This window comes from Pseudomonas sp. LBUM1660, assembly GCF_059695935.1.
On sequence record NZ_CP166795.1, the window covers coordinates 3,849,701 to 3,867,952 of the forward strand.

The 18,252-nt window shown below is 60.8% G+C and carries 15 protein-coding genes; 9 read left to right on the forward strand and 6 right to left on the reverse strand.

Translation table 11 applies throughout. The features are described from left to right. Together aguB and ACA068_RS18065 are read right to left on the reverse strand one after the other, a co-directional pair. Entirely contained in the window at window positions 1-909 is a 909-nt protein-coding gene (gene aguB / locus ACA068_RS18060; protein ID WP_497303687.1) for an N-carbamoylputrescine amidase, read from the reverse strand. After that, the gene (locus tag ACA068_RS18065) at window positions 906-1,967 is read right to left on the reverse strand and encodes an agmatine deiminase family protein (RefSeq protein WP_497303689.1); all 1,062 of its coding nucleotides are present in this window, start codon (window positions 1,965-1,967) and stop codon (window positions 906-908) included. Before ACA068_RS18065 ends, aguB begins: the two co-directional genes overlap by 4 nt. A gap of 134 nt (window positions 1,968-2,101) precedes the next feature. On the opposite strand from ACA068_RS18065, the gene ACA068_RS18070 reads away from it, so the two are divergent. The 8 genes from ACA068_RS18070 (at window position 2,102) to ACA068_RS18105 (ending at window position 14,253) form a co-directional block, all read left to right on the forward strand. Beyond that, complete coding sequence (locus ACA068_RS18070) at window positions 2,102-2,989, forward strand: LysR substrate-binding domain-containing protein (RefSeq protein WP_497303690.1); 888 nt, start codon at window positions 2,102-2,104, stop codon at window positions 2,987-2,989. 610 nt (window positions 2,990-3,599) lie between these two features. Then, a complete protein-coding gene (gene wecB, locus ACA068_RS18075) occupies window positions 3,600-4,838 on the forward strand; it encodes a non-hydrolyzing UDP-N-acetylglucosamine 2-epimerase (RefSeq protein ID WP_497310626.1) in 1,239 nt (412 codons plus the stop codon). Between the two features lie 41 nt (window positions 4,839-4,879). Beyond that, a complete protein-coding gene (locus tag ACA068_RS18080) occupies window positions 4,880-7,093 on the forward strand; it encodes a hypothetical protein (RefSeq protein ID WP_497303692.1) in 2,214 nt (737 codons plus the stop codon). Window positions 7,094-7,105: 12 nt separating this feature from the next. Next, on the forward strand, window positions 7,106-9,220 hold the full coding sequence (locus ACA068_RS18085; RefSeq protein WP_497303694.1) for a glycosyl transferase family protein: 2,115 nt from the start codon (window positions 7,106-7,108) through the stop codon (window positions 9,218-9,220). Next, window positions 9,217-11,760, forward strand: a complete 2,544-nt coding sequence (locus ACA068_RS18090) for a bacteriophage N4 adsorption protein A (RefSeq protein WP_497303696.1) — start codon at window positions 9,217-9,219, stop codon at window positions 11,758-11,760. The genes ACA068_RS18085 and ACA068_RS18090 overlap by 4 nt, the downstream gene beginning before the upstream one ends. An 8-nt stretch (window positions 11,761-11,768) precedes the next feature. Beyond that, window positions 11,769-12,422 carry an alginate O-acetyltransferase AlgF gene (locus ACA068_RS18095; protein WP_497303697.1) on the forward strand — a complete coding sequence of 218 codons (654 nt, stop codon included), beginning with the start codon at window positions 11,769-11,771 and terminating at the stop codon, window positions 12,420-12,422. Next, window positions 12,419-13,393, forward strand: coding sequence for an alginate O-acetyltransferase AlgX-related protein (locus ACA068_RS18100; RefSeq protein WP_497303699.1), 975 nt, complete (start codon window positions 12,419-12,421; stop codon window positions 13,391-13,393). Before ACA068_RS18095 ends, ACA068_RS18100 begins: the two co-directional genes overlap by 4 nt. Next, window positions 13,390-14,253: an alpha-amylase family protein gene (locus ACA068_RS18105; RefSeq protein WP_497303701.1), complete on the forward strand. Its 864-nt coding sequence runs from the start codon at window positions 13,390-13,392 to the stop codon at window positions 14,251-14,253. The genes ACA068_RS18100 and ACA068_RS18105 overlap by 4 nt, the downstream gene beginning before the upstream one ends. A gap of 26 nt (window positions 14,254-14,279) precedes the next feature. Here ACA068_RS18105 and ACA068_RS18110 read toward each other — a convergent pair whose 3' ends face one another. The 4 genes from ACA068_RS18110 to ACA068_RS18125 all read right to left on the reverse strand — a co-directional run bounded on the left by ACA068_RS18110 (window position 14,280) and on the right by ACA068_RS18125 (window position 17,469). Beyond that, window positions 14,280-14,759, reverse strand: a complete 480-nt coding sequence (locus ACA068_RS18110; protein ID WP_497303702.1) for a VOC family protein — start codon at window positions 14,757-14,759, stop codon at window positions 14,280-14,282. 35 nt (window positions 14,760-14,794) lie between these two features. Continuing rightward, a complete protein-coding gene (locus ACA068_RS18115; protein WP_497303704.1) occupies window positions 14,795-16,015 on the reverse strand; it encodes an MFS transporter in 1,221 nt (406 codons plus the stop codon). Window positions 16,016-16,518: 503 nt separating this feature from the next. Next, window positions 16,519-17,046 carry a GNAT family N-acetyltransferase gene (locus ACA068_RS18120; RefSeq protein ID WP_497303706.1) on the reverse strand — a complete coding sequence of 176 codons (528 nt, stop codon included), beginning with the start codon at window positions 17,044-17,046 and terminating at the stop codon, window positions 16,519-16,521. A 33-nt stretch (window positions 17,047-17,079) separates the two neighbouring features. Next, on the reverse strand, window positions 17,080-17,469 hold the full coding sequence (locus ACA068_RS18125) for a c-type cytochrome (protein WP_497303708.1): 390 nt from the start codon (window positions 17,467-17,469) through the stop codon (window positions 17,080-17,082). Between the two features lie 185 nt (window positions 17,470-17,654). Here ACA068_RS18125 and ACA068_RS18130 point away from each other — a divergent pair, with 185 nt between their 5' ends. Further along, window positions 17,655-18,230, forward strand: coding sequence for a thioesterase family protein (locus ACA068_RS18130; protein ID WP_497303710.1), 576 nt, complete (start codon window positions 17,655-17,657; stop codon window positions 18,228-18,230). Window positions 18,231-18,252 lie beyond the last annotated feature (22 nt).

The window sequence follows — 18,252 nt, forward strand, 5'->3', positions numbered from 1 at the left end:
TCAAACTCCTTGAGTGTTCCAGCGTGCATGAAGGTGTCGACCGTCCTGACTCAGCAACGCCCCGTACATGTCCGGGCGACGGTCGCGGTAGATGCCCCAGCTCAGGCGTTCTTCGCGCATGGCGGCCAGGTCGAGGCTATGCACCAGCACGCCGCTGTTGTCACGATCGGCCTCGGCGAGCAACTTGCCCTTGTGGTTGCAGATAAACGACGAGCCGTAGAAGCTCATTTGCAAGTCCGCATCGGTGGTCGCCACCTCACGACCGACGCGGTTGGCCGCCACCACTGGCAGGATGTTCGCAGCGGCATGCCCGCGCATGGTCATCTGCCAGTGATCACGGGAATCCAGGGTTTCGCAGCCCGGCTCAGAGCCGATGGCGGTGGGAAACAGCAAGACTTCGGCGCCCATCAGCGCCAGGCAACGGGCGGTCTCGGGGAACCACTGATCCCAGCAAATCCCCACACCGAGGCGCCCGAACGCCGTGTCCCAGACACGGAAGCCTGTGTCGCCGGGGCTGAAATACTCCTTCTCCTGATAACCGATGGCGTTGGGGATGTGGGTCTTGCGATACACCCCCAGCAAGCGCCCGTCGGCGTCGGCCACACTCAGGGAATTGAAGTACGCATTGCCAGCCTTCTCGAACCAGCTCAGCGGTAGCACCACCCCCAACTCCTTGGCCAGTGCAGCAAAGCGCTTGAGTACGCTGCTGTATCGATATTCTTCGGCCAGCGCCAAATGCTTATGGCTTTGTTCGATGCAGAAATACGGCGTGGCAAACAGCTCCTGCAACAGGATGACCTGGGCGCCCTTCGCCGCCGCCTCGCGGACCCGTTGCTCAGCCTGATCGAGGTTGCGCGGCAAGTCCCAGGTGCAGGGCATCTGGGTGGTGGCAATCGTCAACAGGGTCATGGCATCCCCCCCTGCACTGGCCAGGCGGGTTGCTGCTGAGTGATGCAATGCACCCCGCCGCCGCCATGGGCCAGGTGATTGATCCGCACCGGCACCACCTCGCGTTCCGGGAACGTCCGGGCCAATACTTCGGCCGCCGCGTGGTCGGCGTCGATGCCATAGGCCGGCATGATGATCGCGTTGTTGGCGATGTAGAAGTTGGTGTACGAGGCACAGAACACTTCAGCTTCGGTGTCGACGGCATCGGTGGCTTCATAGAGCTCGATCAGCTCGAACGTGCGCCCGTGGGCATCGGTGGCCAGTTCCAGCGCGCGACGGTTTTCCCGTGCAACTTCGGCGTACACCGAATTTTTATCGTGGGTGGCATCCACCAGCAACACGCCGGGGCGAGCGAAGGCGCAGACGCCATCGACGTGGCCGTCGGTCATGTCGCCGGTCACGTAGTCCGGGTCACCCGGCAGCCAGATGGTTTTCTTCACGCCCAGCAGACGGGTGAAGATTTCCTCGATCTCGGCCTTGGTCATGCCCGGGTTGCGATTAGGGTTGAGCAACACCGACTCGGTGGTGATCAGTGTGCCTTCGCCATCGACATGAATCGCACCGCCTTCGTTACTCAGCGGGGTGCCGAAACGCGGCACACCGAGACGATTGAGTGCGCGGCGCGCCAGACTTTCGTCCAGGTTATACAGCGACTTGCCGCCCCAGGCATTGAAGCGCCAGCTCACCCCGCCCAGACCGTGTTGCGGATGGCAGACGAAACTCGGGCCGGAGTCCCGGCACCAACTGTCGTTGACCGCCAACGGGATCAGTTCGATGTTGGGTCCACACAGCGCTTTGGCGCTTGCAACGGCCGACGGGTCCACCACCATTTTCACCGGCTCGAACCGGGCGATGGCGTTGGCCACCCGGGCGAAATCCTCTTGCACCAACGGCAAGGTGACGCCCCAGCCCGACTCCCAAAGTGCCTGGTTGTGCGGCCAGACCATCCAGGTCGCGGCATGTTTCACCCACTCTGCCGGCATCCACCAGCCACTGTCTTGAAGTTCGTTTTGCTGCATGACAAGCACCCTAGAGTTAAGTCATTGTGTTCAATGAAAACTGCCTTCGCGGTCTTGGCATGCATGCTACGGCCGTAAAACAGGGCCAACAAACGATGGATTTTGTAGAAAAGTGATTAGAGGAACTTATCAATATGCTCAAGCACTGGCCTCCGCTCAGCACCCTTCGCGGCTTTGAAGCCGCCGCCCGACTGGGCAGTTTTCACAAGGCTGCCGACGAGTTGCACCTGACCCAGTCGGCCATCAGCCAACAGATCCGCACGCTTGAGGCGTACCTTGAGCAACCGTTGTTTTTTCGCAGTGGGCGCAGTGTCAGCCTGACTGATGCCGGTCACGATTTGCTCAGCACCACCCAGGCGTTATTGCAGCAATTGGCGGTCGGCATTCGTCGCCTCGGGCAATACCAGAAACCCAACCAACTGGTGCTCAACACCACGCCGACTTTCGCCCGTCACTGGCTGCTGCCGCGCTTGGGTGATTTTCGCCGTCAGCATCCGGAGGTCGACCTGTGGATTTTCAGCACCGATGAAGTCCCGGACATGACCACCCAGACCATCGACCTCGCGGTGCGTGACGACATCAGTTCCCAGGCCGAGTGCAGCTTCAAGGTGCTGCACGCCGACCGCCTCTACCCGGCCTGCCATCCGGACCTGTTGGCGGTGCCCGTCGTGCAGCGCACCACCCTTCACGGGGAGCGGGAAATGGACTGGAGTCATTGGGCGGTGGAGGCCGGCATTGATGTCGGGCAGAAGGATCAGGGGCTGAACTTCTCCGATCCCGGCCTGCTGCTGGACGCCGCGTGCGCGGGGCTCGGCATCGCGTTGGTCAGCCAACTATTGAGTCGGCCAGCGAGGGACAGCGGACTGTTGCAACCGTTGGTGGAAGACACCATTCGCGGCCCGAACTGGGCCTTGCTGACCCACCGTGACAGCGAGAACAATCCGCTGGCGCGAAGCTTCGTCGAATGGCTGCTGAGTAACCTGGGGGCAGCGAGCCAGACGTCGCCCGCACTTGCAATATGAAAGGGGGCTCGACTAATGGCCAGCATCATCAGCCAAGTCCGTTGATGAAGTTCATATTGAGCAACAGAACACTCGGCCTAGTGCTATTGAGAGAAGGCGCGCTTACAAGAAACTTTATTGGTTCAAAAAGAATATCCAGTGTATCGTGACATTATTCAGGCGCCAGTTAAGTGACTGACAATCAAGAAAACCACACCGCAAATAACAGCGATCGCGACTGTCATAACCAATCAATAATTCACACGTGTCGACGAACGGACAATAAATAATAAATCTGTTTATAAACAAGCACTTAAAGCTCCAACAACAACCAAAACAAAAACTTCTCAAAAAATATAAAACCAAAAAAAGACAGACCATCATTACAAAAGTTTCAAACTTATTTTTTAAATAAATAACCTCATATAATTCTTTAAAACATTCCCCTTCGATGCTAATAATCCGGCCGCTCCGGGTTTACAGGCGATACACCCTCTCACATGAAGTGATCATCAGCGCCCACGCTGATCTCCCGGCATTAATCAAATTTCAGATAACACAGCTTGCTCAAGTTTCCATGAAACTTGGGCCTGCATTGTGCTGCGCACTAAAACTGCGCGAGGAAGGCATCATCGCTCGCCATCATTCAAGGATTAAAATCCTTTCGATCTTCGGTACCCGTCCGGAAGCCATCAAGATGGCGCCGTTAGTCAAAGCTCTCGCTGCGGAACCCGGCATTGATTCGCAGATATGCATCACCGGCCAACACCAAAGCATGTTGAAACAGGTGCTGGATCTGTTCGACCTCAAGGCCGATCACACCCTCGATGTCATGACGCCGCACCAAACGCTTAACTCGCTGACGGCGGCGCTTTACGGGGCGATCGACCCGGTGCTGGACATGACCTGCCCGGACCGGGTGCTGGTGCACGGCGACACCACCTCGGCCATGGTCGCCGCGATGGCGGCGTTCCATCGACGCATCCCGGTCGGCCATGTGGAAGCCGGGCTGCGAACCGGTGATATCTACAGCCCGTGGCCGGAAGAAATGAACCGTCGCTGCATCGACCTGGGAGCGGACATGCTGTTTGCGCCCACCCACGAGTCGCGCCAGAACCTGCTCGACGAACGCCTGCAGGGTCGCACCTTCGTCACCGGCAATACGGTGATCGACGCGTTGCAGATGACCGCACGGCGCATTGAGCAGGACACTAACCTACGTGCCAGCCTGGACCGGCAGTTCTCGTTCCTGCAGGCCGGCCGCAAAGTGCTGTTGGTGACCGGGCATCGTCGGGAAAATTTCGGCGAAGGCTTCCTGGATATCTGCAAGGCCCTGAGCCATCTGGCCCGGCGCACGGATATCCAGATTGTTTATCCGGTGCACCTGAACCCGAACGTCATGGGCCCGGTCACCGAGCACCTGGGCGATCTGCCCAACGTGCACTTGATCCAGCCGCTGGACTACCTGGCCTTCGTGCGCCTGATGCAACGGGCCCATGTGATCCTCACCGATTCCGGTGGCGTGCAGGAAGAAGCGCCGTCCCTGGGCAAACCGGTGCTGGTCATGCGTGATGTGACCGAACGCCCGGAAGCTGTCGCGGCGGGCACCGTGCGCCTGGTCGGCACCTCGCCGGACTCGATCATCGCCGGCGTCAACGCGCTGTTCGATGACGATCTGCTGTGGCGTCGTTGCTCCCAGGCGGCCAACCCTTACGGCGACGGCAAGGCCAGTGCGCGCATCGTCGATGCCCTGATGGGCCGCCCGGTGGACGATTTCATCGTGGCCGGACAGGCCTTGCCCAAGTTCCTGCACTACCCGTCTGCACAGCCTGCGCCCGAGAAGCATTACCCGGCTTTTACCTCTCGATAAACCAAACCGCTCCTCCCCTTATCAGCTCGAGATCTACCTGAATGAAGTCTTCCGTTGCCATCCATACGGGTGCACTCAGCGCCCTTGCCTGTGGTGTGAGCCTGCTCGCGCTCATGCCGACCTTTGCCTTGGCCGCGGACAGTCCGCTCACCCAGGCGATCAACCGGCTCAACGCCGACACCCGACAAGAGCGTGAGGTGCGCTTGAGCGATCTGGGGATCGACGCACCGATCATCCTCGGCTCCACCGATGCCCGCCGCGAACTGTATCTGCCGGTGCCGGCGGGCGTGCCGCTGACCGATGCCACATTGCATTTCGACGCCAGCTACCTCAACGGCGAAGGTGGCCGCAACACGTTGCTGCTGTCGCTGGACGGTTATCCGGTGCGTGCCGAAGGGCTCAGCGAACCCCAAGGCGACGCCAGTGCCACGCTGGGCGTAGACAAGAAAGCGCGGGACAGCGGCTCGGTGCGTCTGGGCATTGCCTGGTCGTCGATCGTGTCCCGTGTGCTGTGCGAAGACGAACGCGCCATCGGCAACGTCTTGCGTATCGAACCGGACACCCGCCTGACTTACAGCTACGACGCCAGCCAGTTGCGCGACGTTGGTGCGGCATGGACGGCCTTGCCGGGCAAACCGGGAATCATGGTCGCACCCGGCACCTTATCCGCTGAAAGCTACGATTCGGCGTGGCGTCTGGGCGTGGCACTGGAGCGGATTGGCAAGCGCAGTCAAATCCTGCCCTTCCCTGCCGTACAAGACAGCGTCGACCTGAGCGGCCTGCGCATTCCGGCCGAGCTGCAAGGGATTCCAGCATTCGCCAGCCTCAATGGCAAAGGTCCACACACTTTGGCGAACCCGGCGGAGATCGGCGCATTGCTGGTGTTGGGCCAGACGCCGAACGTCCAGGCGGATCTGGCGGTCAACGACCCGCAACTGCTCACAGCGATCAATGAATCCCTCGACGCGCTGCAAAGCCAGATCCAGGGCCTCGATGCCACGGCGGCCAACGCGTTCACGCAATGGCGTGAGACGCATATCAATGCCGGCCTTGCCGCCGATGGCACAGACAATGTACGCCTGGCCCTGGTCGGCACGCGCCCGGTTCTGATGATTGCGCCGCATGCCACCGGCAAGGCGCTGGCCTTGTTCAGCACAGCCTGGAACAAACTGGCACGCAGTCGGCAATTGACCATCAGCGAAGCGCAGATGCCGTTGAGCACCGACGGCCGTGTAGCCCTGTCGCGTCTGGGGGGCAATCCCGGCGCCATCGACGTGCTGGCCAAGTCTGACTGGAGCACGTCATTCCCTCTGGGCAGCGTGGCTTACGACGGTCGCTTGCCAGTGAAGGCTGTGGTCGACGTGTCTGCCGCGCCCGGCGCTTCGGACACCGCGCCGGTGGCCTCGCTGTTTCTCAATGATTACCTGATTGGTGCGCAGCAGCTGGTGGCCAACGGTGAAAAGCAACGCATCGAAGCGCGCATCCCGCGTTACGCCGTGGGCGCGACCAACGTGTTGCGCGTGTCGTTCCAGCGTCAGCCAGTGAGTGATCGCTGCCTGGAAACGCCACAAGCCTTCCCGGTGTCGGTGCTGCCGACCAGCCACATCGTGCTGGAAAAAACCGCCTTGGGTAATGACTTCTCCGGCATGGCCGCGCGCTTTGCCGAGGACACGCAACTCCTGGTGCCGCAGGCCTATCTCGAGCATCCGGCGAGCAGCTTGCCGCAGGTGATTTCGGTCGCCGATGCCGCCGGTGTCTCGCCGCTGCGGGCGCAATTGAAGGTCGTCACTGACCCGAACGCCTCGGTCACGCAGGACAAGGCCTTCCTCGCCTTCGAGCTGCCGATCAAGGACAGCAAGGAGTCGGTGCAAGTCGATGAACAGGGGCGTCTGCGCATCAATCACAAGGATCAAGTGTTGCTTGACGTGCATCCCCTCAATCACCTGGCCTCGTTGCAAGTGGTGGATGCCGGCGGCCAGCACGGCATGGTCTATCGCGCGCTGGGCAATGACACGCCACGCTTCGCCAGACAAATTCTGCTGACCCGCGGCGACGTGGCGATCCTCGATGACAACGGTGCCCTGACCACCTTCGACACTCAAGATCCAAGCGGCAGCCAATTGATCGACAACGAAGAACCCAAGGGCCTCGACGCCTGGCGTACGCCGTCGCTGTTGTGGCTGATTCCGGGTGGCATCCTGTTGGTTCTCATCCTGTTGCTGGCTGGCCGTAACGCCCGTCGCAATCGCCAGTAACGGAACCCTTCGATGACGTCGCTTTATTGGCCCTATTGGCTGGCCCACTACTACAGCTTCCTGGAGTTCTCGACCATCGTGGTCGCGGTGCTGATCCTGATTTCCAGCCTGGATGACCTGTTCATTGACCTGTGGTACTGGTCTCGCCGCCTGTTTCGCAAGTTCACCGCGGACCGAAAATACCGACCGCTGACCGCCGAGCAGTTGATGGCCCGGGACGAACAGCCCCTGGCAATCATGGTCCCGGCCTGGCTGGAATATGACGTCATCGCGCCGATGATCGAAAACATGGTGTCGACCCTCGATTACCAGAACTATGTGGTTTTCGTCGGCACCTACATCAACGACCAGCGCACCATCGATGAAGTCGAACGCATGCGTCGACGCTACAAGCAGTTGCATCGCGTGGAAGTCCCGCATGCCGGGCCGACCTGCAAGGCCGACTGTCTGAACTGGGTGATCCAGGCGATTTTCCTGCACGAGAAAACCCACGGCATGACCTTCGCTGGCGTCGTGCTGCACGACAGCGAAGACGTGCTGCACCCGATGGAATTGCGGCTGTTCAACTACTTGCTGCCGCGCAAGGACATGATCCAGTTGCCCGTGGTGTCGCTGGAGCGCAACTGGTACGAATGGGTGGCCGGCACCTACATGGATGAATTTGCCGAATGGCACGGCAAGGACCTGGTGGTGCGTGAAAGCATGACCGACACGGTGCCCTCCGCCGGCGTCGGCACCTGTTTTTCACATCGCGCGTTGCGTGTGCTGGCCGGGGAAACCCAGAACCAGCCGTTCAACACCGACAGCCTCACCGAGGACTACGACGTTGGCGCACGCCTGGCCAAGGTCGGCATGAATGCGATCTTCGTGCGCTTCCCGGTGCAGTTTCGCGTGCTGCGCAAATCCTGGTTTCGCAAGCCTTACGAATCGACCCTGAAGATGCCGTTGTGCGTGCGCGAATTCTTTCCCGATACCTTCCGCACCGCGTTCCGCCAGAAGGCCCGCTGGACACTGGGCATCGGCCTGCAAGGCTGGGAGCAAATGGGCTGGAACGGTTCGCTGGCCAACCGTTATCTGCTGTTTCGTGACCGCAAAGGCGTGGTGACGGCGTTCGTCAGCATCATCGCCTACGTAATTCTGGTGCAGCTGTTGGGCCTGATCATCCTGCGCCAGAGCGGCCTGTGGGACGTGAGTTTCCCGAGGCCGTTCGAAACCAACGGCGTCATCTACTACCTGCTGCTGGCCAACGGTGTCGCGCTGGCCTGGCGCATTGCGCACCGCTGTTATTTCACCACCGTGCTGTACGGCTGGCAGCACGGTTTGCTGTCGATCCCGCGCATGGTGGTGGGCAACTTCGTCAACTTCATGGCCGCGTCACGGGCCTGGCGGATGTTCCTGGTCGGCAAGGTCATGAACCGCAAACTGGTGTGGGACAAGACCATGCACGACTTCCCGTCCACCGACCTGGTCGCTGCCGCCCCGCGCAAGCTGGGCAGCGTGTTGCTGTCCTGGCAGGCAATCAACGAAACCGACCTGAAAAGCGCCCTCGCCGAACAGAAAACCCGGCACATGCCATTGGGGCGGATTTTGCTCAGCAATGGCTGGCTGGACGACGAGACACTGGCCGAAGCCATCGCTTTTCAGAATGACCTGCCACGGGTGTTCGATGTGGCCCACAAGGCGCAGGCGTCGACCCTTACCCTGGACGATGAATTCGCCCTGCGCTGGCGTGTGGTGCCGGTGGGTTTGAATGCCGACGGCCGAGCACAACTGGCCGTGGCCAGTCCGTTGCCGGCCGAAGGTCTGCAACAAGTCAGCGAGGTGCTGGGCAGCGAACCGGTGCAGCTGATTGCCCGGGAAAGCGAAATCGTCGCGCAGTTGCGCCTGATGAACGTGCGCGAAGGCCAATCCGTACCGGATGCCCGCGCGCCACTGCTGGGTGACCTGTTGATCGAAATGGGCCTGCTGGATCGCGACGTGTTCAACCGCACCATGTTGCAGTACCGCCCGCAGCGTCACGGACGCATCGGCGACTATCTGGTCGACAGCGGCGTGCTGCCCCGCGCCACCATCGAAAAGGCCGTGGCACGTCAGCACAGCCACTACCCTGCGGAGCTTCCGGCATGAATCGCCCCTTGCTGACCCTCATGGCCACGGGGCTGAGCCTGATACCTGCGCTGGCTCATGCCGAGACGCTGCCATTGCCGTTGACCGGCCCGGCCTATGTCACTGCCAACGAGGCGTACAGTGCCTACGAGCGCAAAGACTACGACCTGGCCATCGCCAAGGCCCGCGAAGCGCTGCGTCAGCGCGCCGACATCACCCGTCTGAACACGCTGATCGTGCTGGCGCAACGGGACAAGGATCTGCGTGATCATCCCAAACGCTACCCGCAGTCGCGTCAGGCGCCCGGCTTTGGCGCCGCGGCCCAGGCCTTCAAGGCCTATGATCGCGATGATTTCGACGCCGCGACACAGGCGTCACGCAAAGCCATCGCTCAGGCACCCAAGCGCATGGATTATCGATTGCTGTTGATCGAGTCGTTGCAGCGTCAACAACACTTGCAGGACGCGGATCAGGCCACCACCCAGGCACTGGCTGTGTTCCCGGACGACGATACGTTGCTGATGCGCCGCGAAGCGATTCGTCGGCAATTGGCAGCACCGCTGGCGGTCGAAGGTTATCGCGCCCTGGAGCAAGGCCAAGTGCCGTTGGCCGTGGATCAGGCCCGTAAAGCCGTCGCTTGGGCACCGGAGATCGGCGCCAATCAGCAACTGCTGATCAGCGCCCTGCTAGCGGCCAAGGATTTCCGAGGGGCGGAGCTGGCCGCGTCCGGCGCACTGATTCAGGACGATGGGGAAATTGCACCGTGGATTCTGCGCAGCTACGCCCTTGATCGTCAGGGCAAAACAGAGGCAGCCCAGGCTGACCTGAACCAGGCTCTGGCCATCGATGGTCTGCTGGAAACGGAAATCCGCGACATTCGTTTCTTCGCCGCCGACGCCGCGCTGGCTCATGGAGAGCCTCAGCAGGCGCTCGATCAGCTGCAACCTTTGGCCGACGACGAAGGCGGCGAAGTGGCCCGTCGACGCACGGCCGCCAGAATGGCGCTGCGACAGAAAAACAATGGCTTGAACGCTGTCGCCCAGTTCCCGGCCCCGGCCTTGAACTGTAAGGAAACGGCTTTCGGCCTCGTCTGTGATATCTGGCCGGGCAACCAACGCGACAGCGGAACCGACAAGGCCGGCCAGGCCTACGCCGCACTCGCCAGCAAGGACCCCGCCTCAGCCGTTGTCCTGGCCAACGAAGCCATTGCCCGTGCGCCGCAGAATCCGGCGTACCGACGGTTGCTCGTCAGCGCCCTGAGTGACCAGAAACGAGTGCCCGAAGCCATTGCGGCAGCCAGCGAGGGCCTCAAGCTCACCGGCGATGACGCGCGGCTGCTGGCCCAACGCGGTCGTCTGCGCCAGCAATCGGGTGACGACGCCGGGGCTCGCCAGGACTTTACCCAGGCCTTGGCGCTGGGCAACTTGCCCGCTTACGAAGAGGCCAGTCTGTATAGCGCCATCGGCCAGCGTCGAACCGCACGCGAACGGCTGCAACAAGCGCGGGACACGGGTGAACTGGAATCGATGAGCGACCTGCAGATCGCTTACTTGTCGGTCCAGGCCGGCGACGATGACAGCGCCCACGCGTCGTTCCGCAAGGCCGATGCCGACACCCGTCTCACCCCGACCGCCACTCAGGATGCCGCCTATAACGCCATGCGGGTCAGCGAGGACGAGCAAGCCGTCAACTACTTCAAGCGTGTCATCGACGCAAACAATGCCGGTGAACTGGACCTGTCCCCGCAGCAGCTGTTCGACACCCGTCGCGCCGTGGCCGATGTCTCGCGCACCTGGGGTTTGACCAACACCACCAGTTATCGCGGCAACAGCACCAGCAGCGGCCTGAGTTCGGCCCCGAGCGGCGGCAATGGCAGCAATGACAGCCTGCAAAACAGCACTGAACTGTCCTGGCGTCCTTTGGGTTATCGCAACGCACGGTTTGTCGAACTCTACGGACGCGTCACTGACACGCTGTGGAGCAAGAACAGCGATTCGGACACCGGTTTCGATGCGCTGCAAGGCGCCGTGGGTGTGCGGGTCAAACCCTTCACGTCGCTGAACGTGATGGCCGCCGTCGAGCGCACATTCCCCTTGGGATCGTCGGACGTCGACGGTGACTGTCTGCTGCGCCTGGGCTATGGCGCAAGCGTTGGGACTGATCTGCGGGTAGACGCCTCCAGCTGGTGGACCTCGCAGTTGTTCGCTGAAGCCGGGCATTACGTCAACGACTCGCGCGACTATTTCAACAGCGAATGGCAGGTCGGCCGCAGCTATGCCATCGGTGGCACAGGCTCGCGCTGGGTGACGTTCCCCCATGTGGTGGCCGCGTTCGATTACGACTCGAAGATGAACAGCGGCACCGACTCCGACGGCAAGTCGGACTCATCGTCCGGCAAGGCCGGTGGCATCGGTGTCGGCAACAACGTCCGTTACTGGTTCCGTGAAGATGCGTACAACGCCCCCCGCTCCTATGTCGACTTTTCTTTGCAGTACCGCGTCAAGGTGCTGGGCGATGATCGCGCGCAAGGTGTCTTCGGTCGCCTGACTTATTCCTATTGAGGACTTGCATGAAGATTCGATTCTGTTTGTGGCTGGGACTTGGCCTGATCCCGATGTGGGCAAATGCCGCCCCTGAAATTGCCCAGCTGTACGCGCCAAAACTGCCCGAGGGTTCGGCCTGGGTGCGGGTGGTCAACCCCTCCGACACCGCCATGCAGGTCCAGGTGGGCCAGGGCGCGAGTTTCGCCCTTTCCGCCCAGGCCACCGTGGCCAGTCCTTTTCAGGTCGTGGACTCGCGACAGCCGCTGCAAGTGACCGTCAACGGTCGCGAGATAAAGGGCCTGAGCGCGCCGAAAAGTGCGTGGGTCACGCTGATTCTCGACAGTGACCCGGCGCGGGCACCTCGCCTGGTCATCGACCCACCGCTGCGCGGCAAAGACTTGCGCGCCGAACTCAACGTCTACAACCTGGCCAGCGGTTGCGAAAAGGCCGGGGTCAAACTGGCTAACCATGCCCCTGTGTTCAATCAGGTGCCGTTCAACGGCCAGGCCCAGCGCACGATCAACCCGGTGCAGGCGACGCTGGTTGCCAGTTGCGAGCAGAACAACAGCCTGCCGTTCAAGCTGGCGCCCTTCAAGGCCGGCGATCGTTACAGCCTGTTCCTGGTCGGCTCCCGGCAGGCTCCACGCCTGATCGGCCTTGTCGACCAGACCGCGCCATGATCCTTCATTTGAAATCTCGCTTGCCGGTTCCCGCCCTGATCGCCGGTGTGGTGTTGAGCCTGTCGGGCACCGGCGTTGAAGCGGCCTCGGCGGTCATCACCGGCGAAGGCGGCTGGCTGTTCCCGGCCTGGGAAAGCTTGAACAAGGTCGACAACCCCGGCACGGCCCGCAACATTGCGCTGGTGAAACAACTCCAGCAGAACCTTGCCCGGGAACACATCAGTCTGGTCGTATTGGTGGTGCCGATGAAAGCGCCGTTTTATGCCGCGCGCCTGCCCGCCAATCAGCCCTTGAGCCCGGCCGTGATGCAGCGCTACGAGCACTTGCAGAGCGACCTGACTCAGGCAGGCCTGACCACGCTGAACATCAAGCCCGTCCTGCAACGCACCGAACATGGCAAACAGACGGCATTTTATCGCGCCGACTACCACTGGACGGCCTGGAGCGCGGAAAACACCGCCGACGCCACGGCGCAACTGATTACCGAGCGTTACCGCCTGCAAGGCGAACCCGGCGGTGGCGCGGCGCTGGGCGAGTGGTTCGACCGACGCGCATTCGGTGATCTGGCGAGCAACTTCCTGCCGGCGATCAAGCGCAAATCGATTGGTCGCGACATCTACACCGTTCGCCATCAGGCACAGAACGACTTGCTGATCGATGACGCACCGGCACCGGTTCAGGTGATCGGCAACAGCTTTGTCCAGCCTTACCTGGGCTTCACGCAAAAGCTTTCCAATGCCCTTGACCGTCCCGTCGCCTTGACCTGGAATCCTGGCGATGTCGGCCCATGGGCTACGCTGTTGCAATACTTGGAGTCTGCGGACTTCGCCCAACACAAACCGCAAGTGATCGTCTGGCAATTCAATGAGGGCCAATTTCACCTCGGCCCCGATGCCGCAGCCCATTGGAACGCCAAAGGTGTCACCTCGCTGAGCCAATGGCATCAGCGCATCAACAAGGCCCTTCCGTGAACATTCTTGGTTACACCGCCAGCCGCGCCACCGTTGCGGGTCTGTTGCTTGCCGTCATTCTCGGCTCCGGGACCGGCGTGCTCTACGTGACGGACAAAAAGGCCCAGACCCCAGGGATCGTCGGCATCGTCTGGCAGCCGGACAACAAGACCGTCGGCATCAACGGCCAATGGGAAAAGCTGGGGGCCCGTGAGTTGCTGGTGCAGTGGACCGTCGTCGACGATCAGGCATTCGTTGCCGGTACCGGCCTGCCCAGCGTACCGGTCCTGCCCGATTGGGCACGCATCGCCAAGGCCCCTTGGGCGCAAGACGTCATCCTCGGACTGGCCGGCTATTTCAGCGAAAACCGCTCACGGGACAACATCGAGCAACTGGCTGCGGTCTCGGAACGCATCGCCAAATTGCCAACGCCCTTGCACGTCACCGGCTGGTATTTCCCCGCCGAAGTCGACCCCAGCTGGACCCGCGCCAAAGAGCTGCCCGCCCTGCTGGCCAAGTTACCGCGACCGTTATGGATCAGCGTGTATGACGGCGCCAACATCGGCCCGGTCGCCACAGCCGAATGGCTCAAGCAGTGGCTGCCGAATGACATTGGCGTGTTCTTTCAGGACGGCGTCGGTGTCTACGCCCGCACCGCTCCGGTCGCCAGGACCTACGCCGACGCCTTGCGCCAGCGTCTGGGCAAAGACCGGGTACGAATCATCGTGGAAGCCTTTCGGCCCAACTTCGGTGGCGGTTTCCGCTCCGCGACCGCCGCCGAGCTCAAGCCGCAATTGGCGGCCTATGACGGTTACCCGCTGTACCTGTTCGACGGACCGCACTACGTGACGCCTGAGCTGGTGGAGCAACTGGCGCGATAACGTAGACCAATCAGCGTCAGGTTGGGTTAGCCCTTGACCGCCGCTTCGATCGCCGCGACGTCGATTTTCCCCATCTGCATCATGGCGTCGAACGCGCGCTTGGCCGCCGCTTGATCAGGATGGTTGATGGCGTCCGTCAGGACGCGTGGCGTGATCTGCCACGACAGTCCCCATTTGTCCTGGCACCAGCCGCAGACGTTTTCCTGGCCGCCGTTTCCGACAATCGCGCTCCACAAGCGGTCCGTTTCAGCCTGGTCGTCGGTCGCCACCTGAAACGAGAACGCCTCGTTGTGCTTGACCCCCGAGCCCCCGTTCAGGCCGAGACACGGAATGCCCATCACCGTGAATTCGACCGTCAACACATCGCCCTGCTTGCCCGCCGGATAGTCGCCAGGCGCGCGAAGGATGGTGCCCACCGCGCTATCAGGAAACGTCTTGGCGTAGAACGTCGCGGCGTCCAGCGCGGCGCCGTCGTACCAGAGGCAAATCGTGTTTTTGCTGACCATTCTGGTTCTCCAACAATGGGGAAGGAATGATCATTCTAGTTGGCTGATGACTGAAAGCTCGGCTCAGCGCAAACCGCTGACGTGGCGCGAAGTTTAGGCAGCCCCAGAAGCACAATCACCACCATGACCATCCCCGCGACAATGGCCACACCGAACCCTGCCCGTGCGCCATAGGCGTCGATGACCAGGCCCGCGAGTACGCCACCGAGCGCCACGCCGATGCTGATGCCCGTCGTCATCCACGTCAGGCCTTCGGTGATCCTGGACGGTGGAACGATGATGGTGCCGAGGTTCATGACGACAACCATTGTTGGCGCGAATGACATGCCTGCCACAAACAGCATCAAGGAAAGGATGTAGACGTCCGGCGAGAAAATGGGCAATACGGCTGTGACCGCCGTGACCAGTACTCCAACGAAGAATTGCTTTTCAATCGACAAGGAGACCCTCAACGCGCCGAACGTCAGGCCGGCGATCATTGAGCCGAGCGCATAGGCTGCCAGGATGAAGCTGGCGGACGCTGGCCAGTCTTGTGCGTTGGCGAAGGCCACGACGGCCACATCGATTGATCCGCCAATCACCCCCATCGCCAGCAGCGCCAGGACGATGGTGCGAAGGCCCGGGATCAGCAGGGTCGAACCTGCGCTCTTCTTGCTGCCGACAACCACCTTCGGTTCTGTCTGCCGTTGCAGCAGAAAAGCCGTCACGCCGATGACCAGCAGCAAGACGGCAACCAACGGTCCGGCTTCGGCGAAGAAACGGGTACTCAAACCAATGGCCAGGGGTGGGCCGATAATAAAGGCCAGCTCAGTGATAACCGTGTCCAGGGAAAAGGCCGTGTGCAAATGCCGCTTGCCACGGAACAGCTGTGTCCAGCGTGCTCTTATCATCGCGGGCATGCTGGGCATCGTACCCGCCAGTGCCGCAAGAATGAAAAGCAGTACCGACGGAGCCCTCATGTAGACCGCGATAATCAGCGCCAGCAACATACCGACGCTGAACGCCGTCACAAGGGGCAGAACCCGACTCTGCCCCCGCCGATCAACAAGTTTCGATACTTGCGGGCCGATCAGCGCGTTGGCTAACGTAAAAGTGCCCGCGACCGAGCCGGCCAGCCAATACAGACCTGTCTGCTGCACCAACATGATAATGATGCCGATGCCGATCATTGCCTGGGGCAAACGGGCAATGGAACTCGCGATCACCAACCCCATGACGCCTGGGGTAGTGAGCAGTTCGCGGTAGGGATTTGCCATGGTTTCTCCGTTTTATTATTCAAAGCAGATGTGTTTCCCGCTGCGCGCAATGCAAACTATGAGGGCGGGTTATCGAAAGATGAAAGTGCACTTCACTAAGTAGATAAGCGGATAGTTACAACGCGCAACAGAACCCACTCGCATGCAGTGGAATAGCGCGAGCATTGTTATTGCGAAATCACTCGAGTGATGCCGCTCGCACAGATACCGAATCAAACAATGAATCGAAGATAGATAAATAACTTTTTCCTGCATCCTTGCCTCCCAGAAGTGAGCAACATCACTTCCATTGATTGATTGCTCCTACATCATGCAAGTGCAAACCCAACTATCAGATCAAACAATGATGGGGGTCTATATTCAGAAAGAACATTCAAGTTACAGCGCTGAAAATCATCGAAACCAAGGGTCTACCCCTGACACATCGAAGTCAACATCGCTTTACCGCGGTACTCAATGAAAGCCCGACCCATCCAGCCGGGCTTTTCATGCGCAAAAATAAATCAGTCCCCGATCAAGGACCGACTGATCTTGTAGACAAAACTCGGCGCCTGCCCTGGTACGTCATCCAGCACATCGACACGTTGCATGCCGATCTTTTCCAGTACACCTATCGAGGCGGTGTGGGCAGGCCTGACCAGCGCAAAAACATCCGACACCTTCAGCTCATCGAATCCATATTCAAGCGCCGCCCTGCTCAACTCGGTCGCATAGCCCTGGCCCCAGGCGCCCACGGCCAAACGATAACCGAGGTTCAGCCGCTCGACTTCACCAAACTTGCGCAGACCAATCCCGCCGAAACCGAGAACGCAATCCGGAGAAGCACGGGTGGCAATGGTCCACAGCCCGCAACCGTGTAGGGTCCAGTGGCGAATCCAGTCTTCCAGCAGCGTTTCAGCCTGGCCAATCACGGTCAAAGGCCCGGCCGGGTTGTATTGGTTCGTGGCTGGGTCGCCGTAGATAGCAAACAGGCTGGCCAGGTCTTCGGTTCGAGGCGGCCTCAACAGCAATCGCGAGGTGGTTCGTTGCATCGATATTTTTATCCTTGGCGAACGTCGGGAGCCCTACTGTGGCTGAAAGGTCTGAAGATACGCCAACAGGTTTTCGATCTTTTCCGGATCGCTGAGTCCCCAGAAAATCATGCGAGTGCCGGGCACCACTTCCTTCGGCGCTTCAAGGTACGCGGTCAGGGTTTCGCGGGTCCACACGATGCCGGCCGATTTCATGGCGTCGGAATATTGATAATCCGTGCTGCTGCCAGACATGCGCCCAAAAATGCCATTGAGTTGTGGCCCGAACGAACCTCGCGCCGACTTCCCGACCTGATGGCAGCCGCCGCATATCCGCTTGAACAGTGTCGCGCCCGCTTCAGCATCGCCGGCCGCTCGTGCTGGCGCGCTGAAACATCCGGCAGTGAGCACCAAGGCCAGGGTGAGTGCTGCGGCTTTCTTCATGTCCTGCTCCAAACATGCGGTGGCAGGTTTGTGGCGCTGGCGGCGAAACATTGGCCCGCCTGTAAACGAGTGACGTACATACATGATCCAATTGCGCTTTTCGCATGAAAAAAGTCATTTGCGCACCTACCTTACCTGATCCCTTCTCCCTAAAGTGCACCGGTCATTCAACCATCGGCGTACTTATGAATCTCTGGTTCCGACTGTTTCTCATGCTGTTTCGTCGTCCGTGGCGCAAGCCGGTTGATGCCTTGGCCACTACCGTCATCCGCCTGCGTGTCTGGCCGCTGGATCTCGACCTCAACCGCCACGTGACCAATGGCCGCTATTTCACCCTGGCCGACCTGGGACGCATGGACTACGTGCTGCGCAGCGGCGCATTCCGGGTGGCGCTGCGCAACAAGGCGGTGCCGATCGTTGGCGATACCTGGGGCAAATTCCGTCGTGAGCTGAAGCTGTTCGAAGCGTTCGAGATTCACACCCGGATGCTGGGCTGGGACGATAAGTGGAGCTTTATGGAGCACCGCTTCGTGAGCAAGGGACGCGTGGTCGGCGTGGTCGTGATGCGCGGCCTGTTCCGCGCAGGCAAAGGCACGGTCGCCCCCGGCGAGTTCGCCCGGGAGCTGGGCCTGGCGGAGCAATCGCCGCCGATGCCGCAGTGGCTGACAGACTGGTCGCAAAGCTGCAACGACATGAGCCGTGAGCTTCGCGAGGAAGAAGGCCAGCCTGCCCGACGCCCGCAGGCAGTCGAGGAAGTTTGAGGCTCCGCTGACAGCGGCAAGC